At 70.7% G+C, this 23,804-nt stretch carries 17 protein-coding genes; 5 read left to right on the top strand and 12 right to left on the bottom strand.

What is annotated here, in order from left to right:
• The first annotated feature begins 350 nt into the window (after positions 1-350).
• Both D7X99_RS09995 and D7X99_RS09990 read left to right on the top strand, forming a co-directional pair.
• Positions 351-2,210 (top strand): serine/threonine-protein kinase, encoded by a 1,860-nt coding sequence (locus D7X99_RS09995; RefSeq protein ID WP_211483838.1) that lies wholly within the window; start codon positions 351-353, stop codon positions 2,208-2,210.
• A gap of 74 nt (positions 2,211-2,284) precedes the next feature.
• The gene (locus D7X99_RS09990; RefSeq protein WP_121777557.1) at positions 2,285-3,595 is read left to right on the top strand and encodes an AarF/ABC1/UbiB kinase family protein; all 1,311 of its coding nucleotides are present in this window, start codon (positions 2,285-2,287) and stop codon (positions 3,593-3,595) included.
• Between the two features lie 18 nt (positions 3,596-3,613).
• Here D7X99_RS09990 and D7X99_RS09985 read toward each other — a convergent pair whose 3' ends face one another.
• Positions 3,614-4,009, bottom strand: a complete 396-nt coding sequence (locus D7X99_RS09985; protein ID WP_120593894.1) for a response regulator — start codon at positions 4,007-4,009, stop codon at positions 3,614-3,616.
• Positions 4,010-4,265: 256 nt separating this feature from the next.
• On the opposite strand from D7X99_RS09985, the gene D7X99_RS09980 reads away from it, so the two are divergent.
• Both D7X99_RS09980 and D7X99_RS09975 read left to right on the top strand, forming a co-directional pair.
• Positions 4,266-4,685 carry a hypothetical protein gene (locus D7X99_RS09980; protein WP_121777556.1) on the top strand — a complete coding sequence of 140 codons (420 nt, stop codon included), beginning with the start codon at positions 4,266-4,268 and terminating at the stop codon, positions 4,683-4,685.
• A gap of 120 nt (positions 4,686-4,805) precedes the next feature.
• Positions 4,806-5,864: a chemotaxis protein CheB gene (locus D7X99_RS09975; protein WP_121777582.1), complete on the top strand. Its 1,059-nt coding sequence runs from the start codon at positions 4,806-4,808 to the stop codon at positions 5,862-5,864.
• 9 nt (positions 5,865-5,873) lie between these two features.
• Here D7X99_RS09975 and D7X99_RS09970 read toward each other — a convergent pair whose 3' ends face one another.
• Together D7X99_RS09970 and D7X99_RS09965 are read right to left on the bottom strand one after the other, a co-directional pair.
• Complete coding sequence (locus tag D7X99_RS09970; RefSeq protein WP_121751594.1) at positions 5,874-7,124, bottom strand: sensor histidine kinase; 1,251 nt, start codon at positions 7,122-7,124, stop codon at positions 5,874-5,876.
• Entirely contained in the window at positions 7,121-9,055 is a 1,935-nt protein-coding gene (locus D7X99_RS09965; protein WP_121777555.1) for a CheR family methyltransferase, read from the bottom strand. The genes D7X99_RS09970 and D7X99_RS09965 overlap by 4 nt, the downstream gene beginning before the upstream one ends.
• Before the next feature lie 234 nt (positions 9,056-9,289).
• On the opposite strand from D7X99_RS09965, the gene D7X99_RS09960 reads away from it, so the two are divergent.
• Positions 9,290-9,979 carry a response regulator transcription factor gene (locus D7X99_RS09960; RefSeq protein ID WP_121777554.1) on the top strand — a complete coding sequence of 230 codons (690 nt, stop codon included), beginning with the start codon at positions 9,290-9,292 and terminating at the stop codon, positions 9,977-9,979.
• A gap of 10 nt (positions 9,980-9,989) precedes the next feature.
• Here D7X99_RS09960 and D7X99_RS09955 read toward each other — a convergent pair whose 3' ends face one another.
• The 9 genes from D7X99_RS09955 to D7X99_RS09910 all read right to left on the bottom strand — a co-directional run bounded on the left by D7X99_RS09955 (position 9,990) and on the right by D7X99_RS09910 (position 23,486).
• The gene (locus D7X99_RS09955; RefSeq protein WP_121777553.1) at positions 9,990-10,664 is read right to left on the bottom strand and encodes a dienelactone hydrolase family protein; all 675 of its coding nucleotides are present in this window, start codon (positions 10,662-10,664) and stop codon (positions 9,990-9,992) included.
• 282 nt (positions 10,665-10,946) lie between these two features.
• On the bottom strand, positions 10,947-11,981 hold the full coding sequence (locus tag D7X99_RS09950; RefSeq protein ID WP_121777581.1) for a methyltransferase: 1,035 nt from the start codon (positions 11,979-11,981) through the stop codon (positions 10,947-10,949).
• Between the two features lie 8 nt (positions 11,982-11,989).
• On the bottom strand, positions 11,990-13,129 hold the full coding sequence (locus D7X99_RS09945; RefSeq protein ID WP_233613253.1) for an aminotransferase class V-fold PLP-dependent enzyme: 1,140 nt from the start codon (positions 13,127-13,129) through the stop codon (positions 11,990-11,992).
• 2 nt (positions 13,130-13,131) lie between these two features.
• Positions 13,132-14,712 (bottom strand): tryptophan 2,3-dioxygenase family protein, encoded by a 1,581-nt coding sequence (locus D7X99_RS43105; RefSeq protein ID WP_199756328.1) that lies wholly within the window; start codon positions 14,710-14,712, stop codon positions 13,132-13,134.
• Between the two features lie 212 nt (positions 14,713-14,924).
• Complete coding sequence (locus D7X99_RS09930; protein WP_121777551.1) at positions 14,925-15,344, bottom strand: response regulator; 420 nt, start codon at positions 15,342-15,344, stop codon at positions 14,925-14,927.
• Positions 15,337-18,303, bottom strand: coding sequence for a response regulator (locus tag D7X99_RS09925; protein ID WP_121777550.1), 2,967 nt, complete (start codon positions 18,301-18,303; stop codon positions 15,337-15,339). The genes D7X99_RS09930 and D7X99_RS09925 overlap by 8 nt, the downstream gene beginning before the upstream one ends.
• Before the next feature lie 7 nt (positions 18,304-18,310).
• Positions 18,311-19,474, bottom strand: coding sequence for an FIST signal transduction protein (locus D7X99_RS09920; protein ID WP_120562383.1), 1,164 nt, complete (start codon positions 19,472-19,474; stop codon positions 18,311-18,313).
• Positions 19,475-19,501: 27 nt separating this feature from the next.
• Positions 19,502-21,361 (bottom strand): cytochrome C, encoded by a 1,860-nt coding sequence (locus D7X99_RS09915; protein ID WP_121777549.1) that lies wholly within the window; start codon positions 21,359-21,361, stop codon positions 19,502-19,504.
• Between the two features lie 268 nt (positions 21,362-21,629).
• Positions 21,630-23,486: an ATP-binding protein gene (locus D7X99_RS09910; protein WP_121777548.1), complete on the bottom strand. Its 1,857-nt coding sequence runs from the start codon at positions 23,484-23,486 to the stop codon at positions 21,630-21,632.
• Positions 23,487-23,804: the final 318 nt, after the last annotated feature.

Raw genomic sequence — 23,804 nt, 5'->3', positions numbered from 1 at the left:
GGCGGAAGTTGCCCAAGGTCTTGCGGGCTGAACGTATTGGGATGTGCTGGACGGAAAACTGTTCCGTCCCGGGGCTGTAAAAACTCCCCGCAACCGAGGGGTGTCTGCCGATGAGCTGGGACCCAGGCCGCATCCGAGTGTCGCAAAAGCGAAGCGGATCAACCGGTTGGCGCGCCCGTCCGCGCGAACCGGAAAATCCCGGTTCCTGGCACACCGCTCGCATCGGCCGCTGACGCTGTCCTTACCCCCGCATCGCCTTCCCTGGTTACCGGTCCCTCGTGCTCGCCCAGTCGCCTCTCATCTGCTCTTGCGGTCAGCCCCACTCGGACGCGGAGGCGTGTCCCACGCTGATGCGCGGGCTGGACCTCAACGGCGGCACGCTCCTCTACGCTGGCACGCCGCCGCCGGGACCCGCGGCGTCGCTGCCCGCTCCGCCCACGCCCATGTCGTCTCCCACGCCCGTGGTGCCTTCCCTCGTGGGCCAGGAGTTCGGCCGCTTCCGCGTCGTGCGCGAGCTGGGCCGCGGCGGCATGGGCACCGTGTTCCTCGCGGAGCACACGCTCATCCAGAAGCGGGTGGCCATCAAGGTGCTCCACGCGCACCTGGCCCAGGCCCCGGAGCTCGTCGCGCGCTTCCTCTCCGAGGCCCGCACGCTCACGCTGGTGCAGCACGAGAACGTCGTCACCCTCTATGACCTGGACTCGCGCGAAGGGCGCCCGTACCTGGTCATGGAGTACCTGGAGGGCGACAGCCTGGCCAACTTCGCTCGCGGCCCCATGGCCGCGGCGCTGGTGGTGGACCTGATGGTGCAGGTGTGTGACGCCCTGGGCGCCGCGCACGCGCACGGCATCGTCCACCGCGACCTGAAGCCCGCCAACGTCTTCCTCGTCCCCAGCCCCAGCGGCAAGCAGCGGGTGAAGCTGCTCGACTTCGGCATCGCCAAGCTCCTGTCCCGCCCCGCCGGGGAGATGACCACCGAAGTGGGCGTCCTCCTGGGCACGCCGGAGTTCATGGCCCCCGAGCAGTGCGGCGACGGCATCGTGGACGCGCGCAGCGACCTGTACGCGGCCGGCGTGCTCGCGTACCTGCTGCTCACCGGCCAGGTGCCCTTCTACGGCCGCACCGCCGCCGAAATCCTGGTGGGTCACCTGCAGAAGGAGCCCGTCCCGCCGCACGAACTGAACCCCGCCGTGCCGGAGGCCCTGTCGCGGGTGCTCCTGCGCGCGCTGGCCAAGCGGCCCGAACACCGCTTCGCCTCCGCCGCGGAGCTGCGCACGGCCCTGGAGGCATCGCTCGCGCCGCCGCCCGCACCCTCCGCACCTCCGCTCACCGTGTTGCTGCGCGGCCAGGGCACGCAGGCCCCCGTGGAGCTCAAGGGCGAGTGGGTGGGCCGCTCCGGCCTCTTCTTCCAGCTGGCCACCCCGCCGCCCGCGCTCCTGTCGGAGGTGTCGCTGGTGCTGCGGCTGCCCGGCGGCGAGCTGCCGTGCACCGCGCAGGTGGTGCGCCACGTCACCGCCGAGCAGGCCCAGTCGTGGAACATGTCCCCGGGCTTCGGCGTGCAGCTGCGCGACGCCAGCCCCGCCTTCCAGGCCCAGCTGGCCCAGCTTCGCAACGCCCCCCGCGCCACGTCCGCGCAGGCCGCCGCCACCGCCGCCATCCCCACGCCCGAGGACGCGCAAGCAGAGGCCGTCCTCCAGGGGTTCCGCCGGCGGCTCGCCGGGGACCCGTACGCCGTGCTGGAGCTGCCGCGCGACGCCACGCTGGAGTCCGTGCGCACCGCGGCCCAGCGCGCTCGCGGGGCGCTGGAGCTGCTCAAGGCCCGCCCGCTGTCGGACGGCCAGCGCGCCCAGGTGGACCGCGCGCTGGAGCGCATGGCCGGAGCGCTCCACACGCTGGGCCACGTGGAGCGGCGCGTGGAGTACGACGCCACGCTCGGCAACGTGGAGGGCATCGAGCGGTGCCTCGCCGCGGGCCTCACCGCCACCATGCTGGAGCAGTGCCGCCGCCGCTTCCTCGCGGGCAACACCGGCCGCGAGGGCCGCGCCGCCGTCCACCGCCTGTCCGGAGACGCGCTCGCGTCCGTGGGCCGGCTGGAGGAGGCGCTCGCCGCTTACGAGCTGGCGGTCCGCGCGGACCCGCTGGACCTGGAGGGGCTCAAGCGCTGGCGCTTCCTCCGGGCCCGGGTGCGGGGCTCGGCCGCTCCCCGGTAGGGGTGCCGGGCTCGCATTCACCCCGGGGCGTCTTGCGTATGGGAGAGGAGTCTTCGTTAATCCTTTCCTCTCCCATGGCTTCCGAACCCGACGACAAGCTGCCGCCCCAGGGGCGCTTCAACCGCCTGCGCAAGCTGGCGGGCCTCTCCCTGCACGTGGGCTCGGAGGTGCTCAAGACGGGCGCGAAGAAGCTCTCCGGGACGAACCCCTCGGAGCTGCTCAGCCTGGGCACCGCGGAGAAGCTGGTGGCCACGCTGGGGGAGATGAAGGGCGCGGCCATGAAGCTGGGCCAGGCCCTGTCCATGGACCCGGACCTGCTCACGCCAGAGGTGCGGCAGATGATGGCCCGGCTGCAGAACCAGGCCCCCGCCATGTCCTACGCGCAGGTGTCGCGCGTGGTGCAGGAGGAGCTGGGCGCGCCGCCGGAGGCGCTGTTCAAGGAGTTCTCCCCGGAAGCGCTCGCCGCCGCGTCGCTCGGTCAGGTGCACCGCGCGGTGCTGCACGACGGCCGCCCCGTCGCCGTGAAGGTGCAGTACCCCGGCATCGACGTGTCCATGGGCCACGACATGGACAACCTGGGCTTCGTCGTGAAGACGGTGTCCAAGACGTCGCGGATGATGGACGGCACCGCGTACTTCCAGGAGTTCCGCGACGAGCTCATGCTGGAGCTGGACTACCGCCGCGAGGCGAAGCTCGCGCGGAGCTTCGCGAAGAGCGTGGCGCGTCTGCCGGACCTGTACGTGCCCCAGGTCATCGAGGAGCGCAGCGCCCACCGCGTGCTCACGCTGGAGCTGTTGGAAGGCCAGACGCTCAAGGATTGGGTGACGACGTCGCCGGGCCCCGACGAGCGCTTCCGGGTCGCGCGCCAGCTCATCCGCGCCACCTACGGGCCCTTCCTGGACGCGGGCGAAATCCACGCCGACCCGCACCCCGGCAACTTCATGGTGATGCCGGACGGGCGCATGGGCCTGCTGGACTTCGGCTCCATCAAGCGCTTCAGCCCGGGCTTCGTCACGGCCAACCGCCGCATGTTCCAGCAGGCGCTGCGGCTGGAGACGCTGGACGTGCTGGGCCTGTGCCGCGAGGTGGGCTTCTCCGTGGAGCTGCCGGAGGCGGAGGCGGAGCTGCTCCTGCGCGAGGTGCTCCACATCGCCGGGCGGCCCATGCGCAGCTCGCCGTATGACTACGGCACCTGCGACATCAACCGCGACATGCGCAACCACTTCACGCGCAACGCCGCGCGCATCATGCGCATCCGGCCGCCCCCGGAGGCGATGATGTTCTTCCGGGCCACCGGGGGGTTGGCGCAGAACCTGCGCCTCGTGGGCGCGCAGGGTGACTTCCGGCAGGTGTTCCTGGAGGTCGGCGCGCTCGTGGGCGAATGAGCCCCGTTGTAGCGGGCCTCAGGTGCCGGCGGCGACGCGCGGGCGCTTGTGCAGCCGCTCCAGCTTGCGCGCCAGGTCCGCGCCCTGCGTGCTCTTGGACAGGTAGCCGTCCGCGCCCGCCGCCAGCGCCAGCGCGCGCAGCTTCGACTCGTCGGAGGCGGAGTAGAGGACGAAGCGGGTGTTCTCCGGCGCCTGCTGCCGGGCCAGCGCCAGCACCTTGTCGCCGCTCAGCGCGGGGATGTTCACGTCCAGGAGCACCAGGTCCGGCGCCGTGGTGCGCACCAGGTTGGAGACCCCCAGGGACGAGCGGTGGGTGCGGACCTCGAAGTTGTACGAGGACAACGAGCGTTCGGTCAGCGCGAGCTGGTCCGGGTCATCGTCCACGATGAGGACGCGAATCTTGATCTCCGACATGGTGGCTCCCCCTGGAACCGACAGTTGGGTGCCCTGGTCGGCAGGATGCCGCCCCAAGGATGACAGTGACCCGGGCACTTCCCGAGTATGACCCACCCCTCTCCTTCCTGGCCAGCCTCCCTGGAATTTTCTGGAAACTTCCGATTGGAACCACACGCCTCGTCCTGGCGGGTGGGCAGCCCTGGAGGGCGTTCCTAGCTTTGAGGGGTGTGCGCGCCACGGGGCATGTAGGTGGCCTCCCACCAGGAAGGACCTGATGACATCCCAACGGAAGGCAGGGCGGACGGACCCGCGGGGGCACGCCCTGGAGGCCCGGGCGGCGGCCCGGCGGCAGGAGGCCACGGCGGCCCGGGCGCAGGCGGAGGCCTATGGCGTCCTCTCCCAGGCCTGCGTGCAGCGGGCCCAGGCGCTGAAGGTCGTCTCACTGGCGGATCAGGCCGTGGCGATGCTGGGGGGCAACGACTCCGAGCGGACGTGGGCCGCGGGGGACGGTCAGCGGGCCCGGGTCCACGTCGGCCTGATGGAGCGCGAGGCCTCCGTCCACGCGGCCCAGGCCCGCCGGGCGGAAGCCGAGGCCGCGAGAGCGGACGCCGAGGCGGCGGTGTCCGCGCAGAGGGCCCACCTGGCGCCGCTCGCGATGTCCGCGGGGCGCGCCCCTCCGGAGGACCCAGGCTGACCCCCTGCCAGGCGGCGGTGCCGTGCCTCCCCGGGCCCGTCCGCACGGGGTTCCATGCCTGCCTAGCTTGAAACAGACGCGGCGAGGTCTGTTCGCGCTTCCGGATTGGGGGATGGGAACTTGCAACGCCACGACATCATCGTCATCGGCGCCTCCATGGGCGGGGTGGAGGCCCTGACCCAACTGGTGCGGCGACTGCCTGGGGACCTGGCCGCCAGCGTGCTGCTGGTGCTCCACGTGCCGGCCCAGCACCGCAGCTACCTGCCGGAGATCCTCTCCCGCGCCGGTCCGTTGCCGGCCCACCATCCTCGGGACGGAGAGGCCTTGGCGCCGGGCCGCATCTACGTGGCGCCCAATGACAGACATCTGCTGGTGGAGCCGGGCCGCGTGAAGGTGGTGAAGGGGCCCAGGGAGAACGGGCACCGGCCGGCGGTGGATCCGCTGTTCCGCTCGGCCGCGCTCACGTACGGCACGCGCGTGGTGGGCGTGGTGCTGACCGGCGCGCTGGACTGCGGTACCAGCGGCCTGATGGCGGTGAAGCGGGAGGGCGGGCTGGCGGTGGTGCAGGAACCGCGCGACGCGCTCTGCCCGGACATGCCCCGGAGCGCGCTGGAGCTCGTGGCGGTGGATTACTGCGTGCCCCTGGCGGAGATGGGGGCGCTGCTGACGCAGCTGGTGGACACGCCCGTGGCTCCGCGCTCGCGCAAGCGGTCGCGGCAGGCGGAGACGGAGGTGAAGGTGATGTCGGTGGACCTTCCCGCCATGGGCGATCCTCCCTCGCCGGTGGAGTACGCGAAGCCGTCCTATTACGGCTGCCCGGACTGCGGCGGCGTGCTCTTCGAGCTGGAGGAGGGCAGCCTGCTGCGCTTCCGCTGCCGCACGGGCCACGCGTACACGGGGGAGGCGCTGTCCGGCTCGCAGCAGAACCAGCTGGACGGCGCGCTGTGGGCCGCGCTGCGCGCGCTGGAGGAGAGCGCGTCCCTGTCGCGCCGGCTGGCCGCCCGGGCCCGGGAGCGTGGCCATGACCACTCCGCGCGACGCTTCGAGGAGCGCGCCCGCACGGCGGAGTCCCAGGTGGAGCTGCTGCGCCGGGCGGTGCTCGCGGCGCCTCCGGCCGGCGCGGCGTCCGTGGAGCCTCCGGAGCTCGGGGTCTCCGACGAGTCGGAGCAGACGGGCTGAAGCTCCGGGTCAGCGCGCTCCGCCGTGCGCCGGAGCGGCCTTCAGCGCGGGGAAGGTGAGCGTGAACACCGCGCCCCCTTCCGGGCGGTTGGCCGCGGTGAGCGTGCCGCCCGCCTGCGTCACCACTCCGTGGGCCATGGACAGCCCCAGGCCCGTGCCCTTTTCGCCCTTGGTGGTGAAGAAGGGCTTGAAGATGTTCGGCAGGTGCTCCTCCGGGATGCCCGTGCCCTCGTCCTCCACCACGAGCCGCACGGCCTTCCCGGCCTTGAAGGCCCGCACGCGGATGGCGCCGCCCCGGGGCATGGCGTCGCGCGCGTTGATGAGCAGGTTGATGACGACGTAGCGCAGCTCCATGGCCGAACCTGCCACGCGGGGAAGCCCTTCGGGCAGCGCCACGTCCAGGCTCAGGGGATGGCCGCCCTGGCGCGCCTGGTGCTCGATGCCGCCCCGGACGATGTCCACCGCGTCGTGGACCACGTGGGCCAGTTGGACGGGCTCCAGGGCGGTGCCGTGCTTGCCGCGGGAGAAGTCCTGGAGCCGGCCCACGCGCGCCTCCGCGTCGGACACGATGCTCACGAGCGCGTCCATGTGCTGCTGGCCCTGGCCCGTGGGGCTCACTTCGCGCTGGAGCAGCTCCAGCCGCAGCCGCATGGCGTTGAGCGTGGCGCGCAGGTCGTGCGCGATGCCCGCCGCCAGCTCCCCCAGGGCGCGCACCTTCTCGCGCTCCAGCAGGGTGGCGCGCGCGCTCGCCAGCTCCTCCTCGGCGCGCGCCTGTTCGGTGATGTCGCGCGCGAGCACCAGCACCTGTCCCTGCATCTGGCCGGTGACGCGCTCGATGCGCACCTCCAGCACCCGGGGCTGGGCCTCGCGCGCCTGACGGTAGCGGGTGATGCGCGCGCCGCCTTCGGTGAGCGCGAGCACCACCGCGGCCTCCGCCTGGCCCACGTCGCGCAGGGCCATCCGCTCCGCGCCGTCGTCCTCGCGCCTCCAGGGGCCACGCAGCCGCCCCAGCGCGTGCCAGCGGCTGTTGGCCAGAACCACGCTGGTGGCGTTCATCATCGCGAGCGCGCTGTCGCTGGTCTCCAGCGCCCAGCGCGACAGCTTGAGGGTGATGACCTGCCGCCGGGTGTTCTCCCCCAACTTGCGCACCAGGGCGGTGTGCTTCTTCATGAGCTCGCGGTACTTGCGCAGGAGTCCCTGGGACTCCCGGACGCTGGGGCCCGGGACGGTGGAGGGCGGGGGCTCGCGGCGCGGGCTCATGCCTTGAGCTTCTCCCGCAGGCGCTGGTTCTCCTCCAGCAGGGCGGAGGCCCGGGTGGTGTCCTCGAAGAGGATGATGGAGCCCAGCACGTGCGTGTCGGTGACGAGCGGCGTGGCCACCAGCGTGGCGCTCCCCTTGCCCCCGTGCGGCAGCTGATAGGGGATGCCATCCAGACGCAGCGAGCGATTCTCCTGCAGGTGGCGGCGCAGCTTGAGCACCAGCGCGCGCTTCAGCGCGGGCACGTGCAGGGACCACAGGAGCTGGCCCACCGTTTCGCGCTCGGTGAGGCCCAGGAGCCGCTCCGCGGCCAGGTTCCAGGTGGTGATGCGGCCGTCGCCGTCCAGCACCAGCACCGCGGCGGACAGGGTGCGGATGATGGTGCGCTGGCAGAAGGTGAGCGCGTCCATCTCCAGCGTGCGGTGCGCCAGCTCGCGGTTGGTGGCGTCCAGCTCCGAGTTGGCGGACTGGAGCTCCTCGTTGGTCGTCTCCAGCTCCTCGTTGGTGGACTGGAGCTCCTCGTTGGTCGTCTGCAGCTCCTCGTTGGCGGACTGGAGCTCCTCGTTGGTCGTCTCCAGCTCCTCGTTGGACGCGCGCAGCTCCTCCGTGGAGGACTGCATCCGCACCTGGATGGCCTGCAGCTCCTCCTGCGCCGTGCGCAGGTTCTGCTCCACGCCGCGCAGGTGGGTGATGTCGTGGACGGTGTACAGCAGGCCCTGCCGCCCTCCCGCCGACTCGCGCAGGGGCACCACCTGGACGCGCAGGGCGAGGGGCTCCCCGTTGGAGACCTCCATCACCCCGTCGGCCACCTCCCGCTCGGAGCTGCCGGAGCGCACGCGCTGGCTCTGTTCGACGAGCAGGTCGCCGCTGAGGCCCGCCAGGCCCAGCGCGGCCAGCTTCTTGCCCAGCATCTCCCCCTCGTTGCGGTTCCACATCCGGGCCGCCGCGCGGCTCCACAGCGTCACCGTGCCGTCATTGTCCGTCGCGATGTGCGGACAGGGATGCGAGTCCAGGAGGTTGCGCAGGAAGGAGCGCTCGAAGTCCAGGCTGGGTTCGAGGATGCGCGCCAGGCTCATGGGCTCCGGTGGCAGGCGGTCCTGCGTCGTGCTGGTGAGCTCCACGTGCCCATCCTTGCGGTAGATGCGCCGGGCCAGGTCGATGGGCCGGAAGAGCCGGGCCGCGAAGGGGATGAGCTCCGAGCGGCCCAACACCATCTGGCCGTTGCGGCGCAGCGCGAACTGGAAGCGCGCCAGCACCCGCTTCTGCAGGTCGGAGTCCAGGTAGATGAAGACGTTGCGGCACAGGAGGAGGTCGATGCGCGACACCGGCGCGTCCGACACCAGGTTGTTCACGCCGAACACCACGGCGCGGCGGATCTCCTTGCGCACCGTGAAGCTGTTGCCCGTGCGCACGAAGAAGCGCGCCAGCCGCTCCGGGGAGACATTCTCCAACTGCTCGGGCGTATAGACGCCCCGGCGGGCCGTGGCGATGGCGTCCTCGTCCACGTCGGTGCCGAACACCTTCAGCTCCGCGCCGGGGTAGCCCGGCCCCAGCGCCTCCGCCGCGATGATGGCCAGCGAGTAGGCCTCCTCGCCCGTGGCGCAGCCCGCGCTCCAGATGCGCAGGTCCTTGTCCGGCCGCTGGCGCACGAACTCCGCCATGCTCTGCTCCAGGGCCTGCCAGACCTCCCGGTCCCGGAAGAAGGTCGTCAGCTTGATGAGCATGGAGGAGACCAGCGTGCTCACCTCGGCGGGGTCCCGCTCCAGCAGCGCCAGGTAGGCCGCCCGGCTCCGGCAGCGCGTGGCCTGCATCCGCCGCTCGATGCGCCGGTGCAGCGTGGCCCGCTTGTAATTGCGGAAATCAAAGTTCCGCACCTGACGGACCTTCTCCAGGATGGCTTCGAGCTCGCTGTCGCGTGGAGGCTTGGTCGCCATTCAAAAGGACGTAGTCCAGTGAGACCGACCGGGCAAGACCTGTACTTCCGCTCTTGCGGGAGCACTGTCGGCCATACTCTTCGTCTGGGTCTCGGACGACGAAACGTTCGCTGTTCTTCTCCTCCGCCGCGCGCATACCGGGGGTGGTTTCACAGGGGGCGGCGCGATGGCATAGCGTGGATGTCCCTTCCCAGGGGGTGATGACCAAACGATGGGAAGGCGAGGGTGTCATCCATGGAATTGAACTCAACGGGACGGGAGATCCGTGTCGCGCTGCTGGAGGATCAGCAGGTGTTCCGCGAGAGCCTGGTGGCCCTGCTCGAGGGCGCGGGGATGAAGGTGGTGGCCCGGTGCGCGGAGACAGGCACGTTCCTCTCCAACGTGCGCGCGGCCGCGCCGGACGTGGCGGTGGTGGACCTGCGGCTGGAGCACATGGGCCGCGAGGGCGCGGAGGACGGATTGAACGCGCTGAGGTACCTGCATGACTTCCATCCGCAGGTGCGCGCGCTGGTGCTGTCCGGACACCAGGAGCCGGACGTGGTGGAGCGCTGCTTCCAGGCGGGAGCGGCGGGCTACCTGTGCAAGCTGAACGCGGGCGTTGACGACGTGGTGCGGGCCGTGGGGCGTGTGGCCCGGGGCGAGCGGCTGCTGCCCGTGGACATGCTCCACGCCAGTGCCCTGCACCTGGACGACCTCGAGATGCCGGGCTCCGCGCTGTCACGGCTGACCCTGCGCGAGCGCGAGGTGCTGGGCTACGTGGCGGCCGGCGCGGACAACCTGAAGATCGCCGCGCACCTGGGCATCACCGAGCGCACGGTGAAGGCGCACCTGACGAGCATCTACCGCAAGCTGGGACCGGAGAACCGCGCCCAGCTCGCGGTGATGGCGTGCGAGCTGGGCGTGACCCGTCCCGTGCTGGCCTGAGGCTGTTCCCTCAAGGCGGCGCGGCTTCCTCCGCGCCGTCTTCCAGCGCTTCCCGGGGGTCGCCCAGGTGCTGGAGGAACCACTCCCCGGCGAGCTCGGCCACCTGCTCCAGCTCCGAGTCCTCCTGGAAGTGGTGGGTGGCGCCCGGGATGATGTCCATGCGCTTGTCGGCGCGGAGCGCCTCGTAGGCCCGGCGGTTGATGTCCAGGCCCAGCGTGTCCGCGCCGCCCACCAGCAGCAGGGTGGGGGCCTGCACCTTGGGCAGCACCGCGCCGGCCAGGTCCGGACGGCCGCCACGCGACACGACGGCCTCCACCTGATCAGGCCGGAAGGCCGCGGCCGCCAGCGCCGCGCCCGCGCCGGTGTGCGCGCCGAAGTAGCCCACGTTCAGGCCCGCGGAGGGGCCCTCGCGCCTCAGCCAACGGGCGGCGCCCGCCATGCGCATGCCCAGCAGGCCCACGTTGAAGCGCAACTGCCGCGTCCTGCGCTCCTCCATCTCCTCGCGGGTGAGCAGGTCCATCAACAAGGTGCCCAGCCCCATCGCCTGGAACAGGCGCGCGGTCTGCGCGAGCCGTGGACTCTGGAGGCTGCTGTCGCTGCCGCGCGCCAGCACCACCACGCCCCGGGCCCCCGAGGGCACCGCCAGCCGTCCTCGGACGAGGACGGCGTCATCCACCGGCACCATCACCTCGCGCTCCAGATGCGTGCGCGCCGCTGGTCCGACACCACGTTGTCGCGCTTGGGACTCCCGCGCTTCTTCCCACCCGTGGTCCTGCCCTACCGCATTCAACCCCGTTCGTGACCGGGGACCTGGCATACAGGCTCCTCCCGTCTGCGTGTGGCTGGTTACCGCGTCTGGCTGAGACACAGTCTGAACATGGCCCCACCCGTTGTGACCTGCCGGATGGGGCTGGGTGTCCAGCGTAGGACAGGGCCCGCGGGGCATGCCAGGACGCCCCGGGGAGGGTCAGGGCTTCGTGGCCACCACCAGCTCGAAGGGGCCGGGGAGCACGTGCGCATCCGTGAAGCCCGCGGCGGTGAGCCCCTCCAGGTAGAACTCCACCTCGCGCAGCCGGCTCACGCACGTGTCCACGCCGATGAGGAAGTAGGACCAGAAGAACTGGGCCGCCAGCCGCTCCGGGGTGCGGAACTCCTCGCAGATGAGCACGCGTCCGCCGGAGGGCAGGGCGGCGAAGGCGGCCTGCATCAGCGACCGCGCCACCTCCGCGGGCCAGTCATGCAGCACGCGCACGAGCGACAGCGCGTCGTAGCCCCGGGGCAGCGGCTCCTTCAGGAAGTCGCCGCCCACGAAGCCCAGCCGCTTGGCGGACAGGCCCGCGCGCTCGCGCGTGCGCGCGACGAGGGCTTCCGTGGCGGGCAGGTTGTAGACGTCCACGGAGAGCATCGGGTGCTGGCGCAGCAGGTGCTCCGCGAGCGTGCCGTCCCCGCCGCCCACGTCGAGCAGCCGGGCCTCGGAGGGCCACAGGGTGCTCGCGTGCGCGCGGAACGTCTCCAGGATGGGGCCCAGGCCCGCGGACATGCTGGCCTCGAAGCCCTCCACCTGTTCGGGCGTGCGCGGAGGCCAGTCGAACGACGTGGCGGACATGGAGTGCTCGCCGTGCAGCGTCTCCGGCAGCCGGCCGTACAGGGCCTTCCAGTCGTACTTCTCGCGGTCGCGCTCCAGCGACCCCGCGCCGAGCACGAGCTCCGCCGCCTCGCGCAGGCCGGGCACGCCCCGGTAGCGCGCCGCCTCCAGCGCATCGCTGGTCTGCTCGCGCTGCACCAGCCCCAGGCTCTCAAGGCAGTCGAGGAACTTGTAGAGCCGCGTGGGCCGCAGGTCGTACTTCGTGGCCAGCTCGCCCAGCGTCACCGGGCCGGGCTCCAGCGCGTCCAGCAGGCCCAGCTTCAGCGCGGTCTCCACGACGTCCATCGCGCGGGCGCCGTTGAACAGCAGGTGCAGCAGGGCGCGAGGCGACGGCGCCTCACGTGTGAAGGGAGGCATCTGGCTGCTCATGCGGCTTCATTGTGCTGCGCTTCGATGAGCGCGTCCATGAAGGCGTCCACTTCCTCGGGCGTGTTGTAGAAGTGCGGCGCGGCGCGCAAGAAGCCCCGGTGGCTGCAGATGAAGCCGCGCGCCACCAGCCGCGTCGTCACCTGGGCGTCGCCGGGGAAGCTCATCGCCACCACGCCGCCGCGCTGGTGCGGCTCGCGCGGCGTCACCACGCGCAGGCCTGCCTCGTCCGCGCGCGCCATCAGCCGGCCGGTGAGCTTCAGCGAGTGCTCGCGCACGGCGTGGATGCCCACGCCCTTGAGCAGCTCCAGGCCGGGACGGGACAGCAGCACCATCAGCGGCGCGGGCGTGCCGCCCATCATCCGGCGCGCGTCCGGCGCGTAGTCCGTCGTCTGCTGGAAGCCGAGCGGTGACGCGCCGGCCAGCCATCCGGTGACCGCGGGCCGGAGCGTGGGCAGGAGCCCGGGGCGCACGTACAGGAAGGCGGCCTCGGAGCCGCCCAGCCACTTGTGCGCGCCGCCCATGAGGAAGTCCACGTCCAACTGGCGCACGTCCACGGGGACGGTGCCCACGGTCTGGTACGCGTCCGTGGCGATGAGCGCTCCGGCCGCGTGCGCCGCCCTGGCGATGCGCGCGACGTCCAGCACGGCGCCGGTGGCGAAGGCCCCGTGCGCGACGCAGACGATGAGCGTGCGCTCGTCGATGGCCGCCTCCAGCGCGGCTTCGTCCACGCGGCCGTCCTTCGACGGGACGACGACCAGCTCCGCCCCGTAGCGCGCGAAGCCCTTCCAGATGAAGGGCACCGTGGGGAACTCCAGGTCGGTGATGACGACGCGGCGGCGCTCTCCGGTGAACTCCAGGCACGAGGCCAGGCGCGACAGGTGCGCGCTCAGGTTGGTGTCCAGCGCGACGGAGCCGGCGGGTGCGCCGATGAGCTCCGCCACCCCGTCCGCGTACGCCTGCATCTGGGACAGCCACATGTCCCAGGTGTCATCGCGCCACGCGCGCATCGTGTTCCAGTACTGCGCCAGCACGCCCTCCACGGCCCGGGGCAGCGCCCCGGTCGAGTTGCTGTTGAGGTACGTGCAGGTCTGGAGCAGCGGGTACTCCGCGCGCAGGGCTGCCGGGAGTGCCGCCACGGTCACGACTGGCTCCGCAGCTCCTGGGCGTGGGTGTACGCCGATACATGCGCGGCGTGCGGATGCGCGTGAGGCCCGTGAGGAGTCGGAGCGTGGGGCACCGCCGCATGCGGCCCGTGCATCACCGGCGCGGGAGCCGCCGCCGCATGAGGAGCGGGCACGTGCGGCACCGACGCGTGCGGGGCGTGGACCACCGGCGCGTGCGCCACATGCGGAGGATGGGCCGCCGCGTGCGGAGCGTGTGAAGCCAGAGCCGGCTGTGCGTGGGCGGCCGGAGCATGGGCCACCGGCGCGTGCTGAGCATGCATCGGGCAGCCGCCGCCCGTGCGAGCCTCGTGCGCAGGGACTGGGGCCGCGTGCGCCGCCGAGGCGTGCTGCGCATGGGCCGCGTGGACCTCCGAAGCATGCGCCATGACGGCGTGAGCCACCGAGGCGTGCTGAACGTGGGCCGTGGCGGAGTGCGCATGGACCGCGGAGGCGTGGGCCGCCGGAGCGTGGACCGGGGCCGCGTGGACCGCCGGAGCGTGGACCGGGGCCGCGTGGGCCGCCGGAGCGTGGACCGGGGCCGCGTGGGCCGCCGGAGCGTGCTGCGCGTTCATCGGGCAGCCGCCGCCGGTGCGCGCCTCATGCGCATGGGCCGGGGCCGCGTGCGCCGTCGCGGTGTGATGCACCTGCGCCGCCGAGGCGTGCTGCGCGTGCGCCGCCACATGCGCGTGCGCCGCCTGGGCCTGGGCCGCCGGCATGTTCACCGCCGTGTCCTTCATCGCGTTGATCGCGGCCATCGGGCAGCCGCCGCCGCGCGACTCACCCGGCGTGTAGCCACCCTCGCGCTTCCAGCCCGCGGTCAGCTCCACGCGCACGTCCCACAGCGCGCGGAACAGCGGCAGCGTCATCCGCGCCTGCAGCACCTGCGACGGCAGCCCGTCCAGCGCCTTCACCGTGCGGTCGATACCAATCGTCCGGCGCACCAGCTGGTAGTGCGCGTACAGCCATCCCTGGAAGCTCTCATCCACCGTGACCAGCTGCTCGCAGACGTGCTGCAGGTCCTTCGGCCCCCCAGCCGAATAGACCTGGAACAGCGTCAGCCCGCGACGCGCCAGCATGCGCTCCATGGCGGACTCAAGCCCGTCCGCCGCCAGACGCAAGGTGTTGTAGCCCGGCGACTCCTGGCCGCTGCCGTTGCCCAGGCTGCGGCGGATGACCTGGTACTCGGCCGGGGTCATCGTCTCCAGGATGGCCATCTCCGCGCTGATGCCGGCGATGATCTTCTGCACACGCGCCAGCCGGGCCACCACCGCCCACAGCGCGTCGCGGTCCATCTCCGCCACCACCTCCACCATCTCCCGCGACGCCAGCTTCAGGTACAGCTCCTGGGACTGGTGGACGATCTGGAACATCAGCTCGTCATGGGAAACCAGCTCCCCTTCCGGCGACTGCAGGGACAGCAGGGTGTCCGTGTGCAGGTAGCGCTCGTAGTCCAGCTCGCCCTTGCCCACCCACTTCTTCAGCATCACGTTGAACAGGGGTTGAGTCAGCTCCTGCTTCAGCTTTTCGGCGTGGCTGTAATTGGTCGACGTATGCAAGGTGCCTCCGGGGGGACGCAGGCAGTTCGTGGTGGGTAGAGCGCGCCCCAGTCGGGAGGAACAGTGAGCGCGTAAATCTCTAGAAGCGACTACCTTACAGCCCTTTTGGTGAACTTCAAGTCATACAGGGCTTGCGGGTTATCGATTTTTGAGATTCCCATCCGTCCGGAGTACGGGGTGGCCCGAGGGGTCGGGCTCACCCAGGGGGTGGGTCAGCTCTCAACCGGTGAGGGATTCCGGTTGGGCGACGCCGGGCGAGGCTTGAGGCGCATGGCGTTGAGCTTCTGCGCCAATTCCGCGCCCTGAACGCTCTTGGAGATGTAGCCGTCCGCGCCGGAGGCGACGGCCAGCGAGCGCAGCTTGGCCTCGTCCGAGGCGGAGTAGAGGATGAAGCGGGTGCCGGGGGGCGCGTACTGGCGCGCCAGGCCCACCACCTTGTCCCCCTTGAGGGCGGGGAAGTTGACGTCGATGAGCACGAAGTCCGGCTCGGAGGCGCGCACGATGTTGGACACGCCCAATGCGGACGTGTGGGTCTGCACATCGAACCCGTACGCGCTCAGCGAGCGCTGCACGAGGTCGAGCAGGTCCGGATCGTCGTCCACGACAAGGACGCGCGGTTTGGCTTCAGCCATGGCTTCTCCCTAGGTACTGACGAATCGTCTCGATGAGCTGATCGCGGTCCAGGGGCTTGGTCATGTAGGCCGTGCAACCGGCCGCCTGCGCCTTGTCCTGGTATTCGCGACCCGCGTGCGCCGTAACGGCGATGACGGGCACATTCTGCCCATCCGGCAACGCGCGGAGCCTGCGCGTGACTTCCCAACCGTCGAGCCGCGGCAGGGACAGGTCCATGAGGATGAGGTCCGGCGCGTCGTTGCGGGCCCGCTCCAGCCCCTGCTCGCCGTCCTCCGCCTCGATGAGGTCATACAGTCCGCCAAGGTACCTGCGGACGATGTCGCGGTTCTGCTCGCTGTCCTCCACGTACAGCACGCGAGGCAGCTTCCCCGCGGACGCCGCCCGCTGGGTCATCAAGAGGCCCTTGGCCTGCGCGATGACGTCCTCCAGCGCGTGGCCGCCCTTGCGCACGAAGCCCGCGAAGCCGTCGCGCAACAGCGACTCTTCTTCGGTGGACAGCGTCTTGCCGGTGAGCACCACCACCGGCACGGACAGCTTCTCCGCGCGCAGCCGGCGCAGCACCTCGAAGCCGTCCAGGTTCGGCATCATCAGGTCCAGCACCACCAGCGACGGCGGAGACACGCGCGCCTTGAGCAGCGCGTCCTCGCCGTTGCGCGCCTCGTTGGTGGAGAAGCCCGCGCGGCGCAGGTTGCGGCTGACCAGCTCGCGCGTGGCCGCGTCGTCGTCCACCACCAGCACGTCGCCCGTGGCGGCGGACGCGCCCGCGGAGGCCAGGCTCTTCTGCACCACGTCCACCAGGCGCTCCGGCTCCACCGGCTTCACCAGGTACTCGCACGCCCCCAGGCTGAAGCCGCGGGCGCGCTGCTCCTCCACCGACACCAGGATGACGGGGATGGCGGCCAGCGTCGGGTCGCTCTTCAGCTGGCTCAGGACGGACCAGCCGTCCATGCGCGGCAGGTGGATGTCCAGCAGGATGGCCTGAGGTTTCACCTCGCGGGCCAGCTTCAGCGCGGCGAGGCCGTCATTGGCCGTCACCACCCTGAAGCCCGCGGGCTCCAGCTGGCCCGTGACGAGCTGCTGGATGAGCACGTCGTCGTCCACCACCATCACCGTGCTGCCCGGGCGCGCCATGGGCGCGAGCTTCTGGGCCACGTCGTGGAAGGGCACCAGGCGCTCCGTGGCGTGCGGGCTGTCCGCGCCCACCGTCGTCGCCAGCACGTCCGGCAGCCGCACCGTGAAGGTGGAGCCGCGGCCCAGCGTGCTCTTCACGTCCACCGTGCCGCCCAGCACGCGGGTGAGCTCGCGCACGATGGCGAGCCCCAACCCCGTACCGCCCACCTTGCGCGTGGTGGTGCCGTCCACCTGGCGGAACTTCTCGAAGATGAAGGCGAGCTGATCCGACGGGATGCCCACGCCGGTGTCCTCCACCGTCATCAGCAGCTCGCCGCCGCCCGCGGGCACCACCGTGAGCGCCACCTCTCCCGTGTCCGTGAACTTGGCCGCGTTGCTCAAGAGGTTGAGCATGATCTGCCGCAGCTTCAGCGCGTCGGTGCGGATCTCCTTCGCCTCGGTGTCCACGTTCACCGTGAGGGCCACGTCCTTGCCCTTCAGGTACTCCTTCACGGTGGCCATGCACTCGTCGGCCAGCTCCTGCACGTCCACCGGCTCGGTGACGACCTCCACGCGGCCCGCTTCAATCTTGGACAGGTCCAGGATGTCGTTGATGAGCGCCAGCAGCGTCTTGGCGTTCGTCTTCACCACGTTGAGGTCGCGGCGGCCGTGCGGCGTCAGGCGGCTGCCCTCCTCGCGCATGAGCAGGTCGCAGTAGCCGATGATGCCGTTGAGCGGCGTGCGGATTTCGTGGCTGAAGTTCGCCAGGAACTCGCTCTTGAGGCGCACGGCGCCTTCCGCCTCGCGAGCGCGCTCTTCTTCATTGCGCTTGGCGACGGAGAGCTCCTGGGCCAGCCGGTCCAGGTCCTCGTTCTGCTGGCGGATGATCTCCATCTGGAGCGCGCGCTGCTGGTAGCTCGCCAGGGAGCGGGCGGACACCGCGCGCGTCTTCTTGATCTCCTCCAGGCTGGCGGCCAGCTGCTTGTTGGCGGCCTCCAGCTCATCCCTGGAGGCGCGCAGGGCCGCCTCGTTCTGCTTGCGGTCGGAGATGTCCTCCGTGACGCCCATCACGAAGCGCGCGACGTTCTGGTCGTCCAGGAGCGGAATCTTGCGCGTGGCGAAGATGCGGTCCACGCCATCCGCGCGGGCCACCTCCTCGAACGTCTTCATCTTGCGCGTCTCGAGGATTTCCGAGTCGATGGCGATGAACGACTCCGCCTGCTCCTTGGGGAAGTAGTCGTGGTCCAGCTTCCCCAGCAACCACTCCTTGGTGACCCGGAACGCGTCCGCGAACGTCTTGTTCACCACCACCAGCCGGCGCGTCTCCGCGTCCTTCACGAACAGCACGAAGGGCAGCGCGTCGATGATGTTGCTGAGCAGGTAGTTGGTGCGCTTGAGCTCCACGCCCGTCATCTGGTGCTGGGCGCGCTCGGCGTGCAGGCGCAGCTCGCGCGCCACCACGAAGGGCAGGTGGCCGTAGCGGTCCTCGCTGACGTAGTCGCGCGCGCCGGCGCGCATGACGGCGGCCAGCGTGTCCGCGCTCCAGGTGGGCGCGCTCACCACGAAGGCCGTCTCACGGCCGCGCTTCACCCAGGCGGCCTGGACGTCCTCCCAGGTCATGCCCGGCAGCTCGGACCCCACCAGCACCAGGGCCCAGGGGCGCTCCAGCGCCTGCTCCAGGGCTTCCCGCGTACTGACGGGCTCCAGCGTGAGCATGGAGAGGATGTCCTCCTTCTCCAACGCGTCGCGCATGGCGCGCGTCTCACGCTCGCTGCCCACCAGGAGCAGGGACAGGGTGTAACCGAGGGGCGCTTCGGCTTGGGCCACGTCGAACGGGTGGTGGGCCATGGTCTGTTTAGTTGGAGCCGAACGCGAGCACGGTCAGCGTGGTGTTGATGTGGAAGCCCGAGTAGATCTCGAATTGCACGTTCATCCCAGCAGCGGACGGTGCAAGCTTCATGGCCTCGGAGAGCTTTGGCAACATGCCCTGGGCCTGCGCGTACCACAGGCGTCCGCTGCAGTGGAACAGGAGGGCGGCCTGGGGGTTCTGCACCCGCCTGGGCAGTTCCTCCTGGAAGAAGTCCCGCGTCATGCCCGCCAGGTCGCCGGCCTTCATCAGGTCCAGCTCACTGCCCTCCTCCAGGAGGTTGGCGAACAGGATGGAGCCGTCCTCCAGGGGGCGCCACGCGGCGCGGATGAAGTACTCGCGGCCCACCTTGAGCGCGGTGGGGCGCAGCGCGAAGCCACCCGGCCGGCCGAACTCCAGGTCCGCGATGTTCTCCACGCCCAGGATGTCCGCGTAGCGCCGGGCGGCGGGCTGGCCGTCGATCTCCAAGGCGCGCGTGTGCGTCTCGTCCACCTTGGTGATGGTCATGCGCTCGCCGGTGGGCACGTACCAGTGCGAGCGCAGCGCGGCCCAGGGGGCGTTCGTCTTGAACAGGGCCACCAGCACACCGTCGCCGGCCACTTCGCCATCCACGTGGATGAGGGCGGACTGGCGCGCGGGGTCCGTCTCTGAATCGCTGGCGCCGCCGCCCACGAGCACCAGGGTCTGGTTCTTCTCCAGGATGCCCAGCAGCAGCTCTTCCTTCTTGTAACGGAAGCCGTCGTCAATCACGAGGCCCACGTACCGGCGCGCGTCCAGGTCCTGCTGACGCACGCCCAGCTCCTCGCACGCGCGCTTGATGGCCTGCGCGCCCGCGGCGATGGCGTCCCCGGTGAGGCCCGAACCCAGACCCAGGCCCACCTCGAAGTCGCCGGAGAGCGCGCCCATCACCACGCTGTTCTCGTGGATGCCGTTGTTGTCCAGCTCCCCGGCGGTGGTGGCGCCCACCAGCCGGGTGTCCTTGGGCAGCCGCTCGCGCACCGCGCGGTTGAGCGCGCGCTGGTCCCGCTGGCGGGCCGCGAACAGCGTCACCAGCTTCGGCGGGGGGCCGTGCAACTGGCCCAGGAGGTCCTCGGCGACGGCGACCGGATCCGTGAGGGTGGAACGAGCCGTCTGCATCTTCACGTGCGCCATGAGGACCTCCTTGCGAACCGGCGGCGGCTAGAAGCCGGCGCCGGGGTGTGTCTTGTGACAACTGCCGGTGCACTGCTGGAACGACTCGCGGCCCCCGCCGACGTACATGCTCTCGATGGGGCCGAACTTCGCCACGTGGCTCTCAGGGTAGCTCTTGTGGCACGACAGGCAGGCGGCCTTGCTGGTGCGCTGCGTGGTCTCCTGCTTCAGGTGGCAGGACGAGCACTTCTCCAGGGGCGCGTCGAAGCGGTTGGAGCGCGAGTGGATGAAGTGCGTGCGCACGAAGATGGGACCTTCCAGTTCGAAGCCCAGCGGAGCATGGCACGACGCGCACGCGGCGCGGTTGTCGTTCGCATGGAGGACTTCACCCAGATCGCCGCCCTTGCTGTGGCAGGTGTTGCACGGACCCGTGGTCAGGGCCGCGCTGGTGTGCGTCTTCGTCCCCACCTGGATTTCGATGGTGCGCGACGCCGGGATGTCCTCGCCCAGGTAATTGCGGCGCGCCTTGGCGGTCACCAGGTAGGTGCCGGGCTTCACGTCCGCGGGCAGGGTGTAGGTCCAGGTATCGCTCACGGGCGCGTCCCAGCGACCGTCATTGGGGAAGAAGGCGCCGCCGAAGAGCTTGTTGGCGGGGGGGAAGGTCATGAACTGCGCATAGACGCCGTCGCGCGCCGGGGTGGCGATGGTCTGCACGTCCTGCGAGTCATCCAGGAAGGCCTCCAGGTCGACGATGGTCCGGATGGGCTGGATGTCCTGCGCCGGCCCGATGAGCTGCGTCATCATCATCCGTTCCTGGTGCTTGCGGCGATAGTAGGTCGTCGTGGGGTTGAAGAACGCCTGATAGTACTGGATGCCGCCCGGGCTACCGGGAGCGCCCGGAGGTGCGACCTCATTGTAGGTTGGGAGGCTTCCGGCCTTGTGCAGGCGCTTGCCCTGGCCGTCCTTCAGGGTCATCTGGAAGGTGACGTTCGACCCGGGGGCGTACGTGCCGTCCTTGCGGGGCGCCGTCACGGGCTTGATGTCGATGCCGAACCCGTAGCTGAACTCGGGCTGTGACACCTGGGTGACCGGGATGTAGTAGGGCGCGAACGGGCGCAGGCTCCAGCGCAGGCGCAGACCCGCCGTGCGGGAGTTGAAGGTGAGGGTCTGCTTCTTCGCGTGGTCGTACGCGTTGCGCAGCTCCACCAGGGCCTCTTCCTCATAGGCCGTGGCGCCGTTGCAGTCCGTGAGCGAGCGGCAGTCGCGCGTCCACTGGATGGCGCGCATGCGGCGGATGAAGAAGTCGTCACGCTCCGTGCGGCGGGTGTCGTCGCTGCCGATGTTCAGCAGCACCGGCGCGCCCGTCAGCACGCCGCGGGAGTCCACCGGCTCCACCGTGAAGAGGCTGGTCGCCTTCATCCACGCGGCGTCACGGTAGAAGCGGCGGCGGGTGAAGGTGCCGTCCGGGTTCGACAGGCCCACGAACTCCTGGTCCGCCAGGCGCACACCCGACCACCCAATGGCCAGGAAGTCGCTGTTCTGGCGCAGGCCGTCCACGCCCTCGTCCTTCGACGCGGTGATGGAGGCGCGCAGGTCAATCTGGTTCACCCAGAAGCTCTGGCCGGCCTTCACCTTGATGGGCACGCCCTTGCCGTTGTCCACCTCCAGCGCCAGGCCCACGGGCGGCTCGCGGTTGCCGCCGCCCAGGATGTCGCCCAGCGACAGGTCCTGGCCCTGGACCGCGAGCCGCGGCTCCACGTTGGCGGAGGACTCCAGCTCCGTGGACTCCGCACCACCGCACGCCACCGTCAGGCTGGCGAGCGTCGCCAGCAGGCTCGCGCGGCCCGCCGTGAACAGGTGGGGGGAAGTGCGAGAACACCGCTCCCGAATCGTGTCAGTTCCAGCCATGAGGGGACTCCTCCGAACGCGTATGTGCGGACGGCTGCCGAAGCAGCGTCGCGGCCAGTGGACCCGGGTGCCCTTGCGTCGGGGGGACGCTGGCGGAGGGTCACTCTCAAATCCGGCTTTTGCCGGAAACGAGCAGTTCTAGCCACACGGAGAATATCCACAATCAACAGAGCGATTCAACTTCTGAGAATTATTCCACCCAGAGGCGAACTCGAACTGTCCGTGACTGGATGGGAAGGGCTTCTGGGGCGCAACCCACCCTGGAGGGTCATACTCGAATCGCTTTTCCCACTTCCTCCTGTGTTTCCGGGGTGAACGGGAGTTCGACAGTGAACTCCGAGCCTTCTCCCAGCCGGGAGTGGACGCGGATGGTGCCGCCATGGGCTTCGACGAGCTGGCGGACGATGTAGAGGCCCAGGCCGAAGCCCGGCGCGCGGCTGTCCGTCGTGACCCGCTCGAAGCGGGCGAACAGGCGCTGCTGGGCCTCGGCGGGGATGCCGGCGCCGTGGTCCCGCACCGACATCTGGACCCGGTGTGAGTCCTCGTCCACGTTCACATGCACCTCCACCGGCTGGCCCCGGCCGAACTTGAGGGCGTTGCTGACCAGGTTGGTGAGGACGCGGTCCAGGCGTTGGCGGTCCCAGCGTCCGCGGGCCGCGTCGCGGGCGTGGACGGTGAGGGCGCAGCCGGCGGCGACGGCCTGGTCCTCGTGGCGGGCGGCCACCTCGTGCGCCAGCTCCGCCAGGTCCATGGGCCGGGCCTCCAGCACCAGCCGGCCGCCGGACAGGCGCGACAGGTCCAGCAGGTTGTGCACCAACTGCCCCAGGCGCTTCGTCTCGTCCTCGGCCAGGAGCAGCCCCTCGCGCAGGCGCGGGTCCTCCGTGTACGCGGGCGCGCACTGCAGGCGCATGCGGCGCAGGCGCAGCTGCAGCGAGCTGAGCGGAGTGCCCAGGTCGTGCGCCGCCACGCCAATGAGCTCCAGGGCGTTCTGCGTCGCCGCCAGCAGGCGGGCGTTGTCCAGCGCCAGCGCGGCGCGAGCGGACAGCTCCTCCAGGAAGGCCTGGTCCACCGCGCCGTAGTGGCGGTGCGGCCGGGTGGACAGCAGGCACAGCGCGCCCAGCACGCGGTTGTCCACGACGAGCGGCACGCTCAGCGCGGAGCGCACGCCCAGCGCGCGCCACAGCTCCGCGCAGGTGCTGTCGCTGACGGAGGAGGGCAGCCGGTCTGGATCCACCTCCGCGAAGCGCTCGGCGCGGCCGGTGTGCATGACGCGCGCGGGGCCGGGCTCGTCCTGCGAGGGCCTGCGCATCAGCGGCTCCCACAGCCGCGCCTGGGTGGCCGCGTCCGCGCACGTCACCGCGCCGGGGCGCACGCCGCCCTGGCCGTCCGGCAGGTAGAGCACGCACGCGTCCGCGATCTCCGGCACGCACAGGCGGGTGAGCGCGTTTCCCAGCTCCTTGGCGCCGGCCTGCGGCTGCAGCACGCGTCCCGCCTCCGCGAGCAGCGCCTGCATGCGCTCCGTGCGCTTGCGCTCGGTGATGTCGCGCGTCACCTCCGCGAAGCCCTGCAGCGTGCCGCCTTCCGTGTAGAGCGCGGTGAGCAGCGTCTCCGCCCAGAAGCGCGAGCCGTCCTTGCGGATCCGCCAGCCCTCCGCCTGCAGGCGCCGCTCGCGCGCGGCCCGCTCGCGGTGGGAGGTGGGCAGGCCGTGCGCCACCGCGTCCGGCACGTGCAGCACCTCCACGCGCTGGCCCACGATGTCGGAGGACGTCCACCCGGTGAGCCGCTCCGCGCCCGTGCTCCAGCAGGACACCGTGCCATCCGGCTCCAGGAAGCACAGCGCGTAGTCGCTCACGCCATCCATGAACAGGTGCAACCGCTGTTCACTCTGCACGGCTTCCGCGTGCATGGGGCCCAGCGCGTTGCGCAGCACCACCACCAGCGCGACCAGGGCGCCCAGGCCCAGCAGGCCGGAGAGGATGTCGGAGGCGTGATGGAGGACGGCCCCGTCGTCCACCGTCAGCGTGTGGGCCGTGGACACAAGGGTGGCAAGCAGGATGAGTCCGGCCAGAAGGCATACGGACAGACCTGCCCCGACCCGCTGAGCGAAGGTCCAACGTCGCAGCATGTGGCACTCCCCCCCGACGGCACCGAGCGCTTCTGTGCAGAAGGACGCTCAACATCACCGAAAAGGTGGGGTGAGCGACATCGCCCTGTCGGGCAGGGTATCCTATAACCCTGTTTTTACCTGTTTGTCATGAAATCATGGACCCTACCCGCAGGGATGGGAAAGGTCTGACGGGCAGGACGCGGCGGGGCTGTCGGATGGTGGACGATGCCCCGGCGCTTTCCGGGAACTCGGGCCTGGAATCAAGGGGTTGGAAGGGGTGGAGGTGCCCGTGAAATGGCCTTCCGGGCGCCGGGACGTTATGCAGCGCCCCCACCT

It is taken from the genome of Corallococcus sp. AB032C (assembly GCF_003668935.1).
In the GTDB taxonomy this organism is placed as follows: Bacteria; Myxococcota; Myxococcia; order Myxococcales; family Myxococcaceae; genus Corallococcus; species Corallococcus exiguus.
This window is presented reverse-complemented; position numbering and strand designations above follow the sequence as displayed.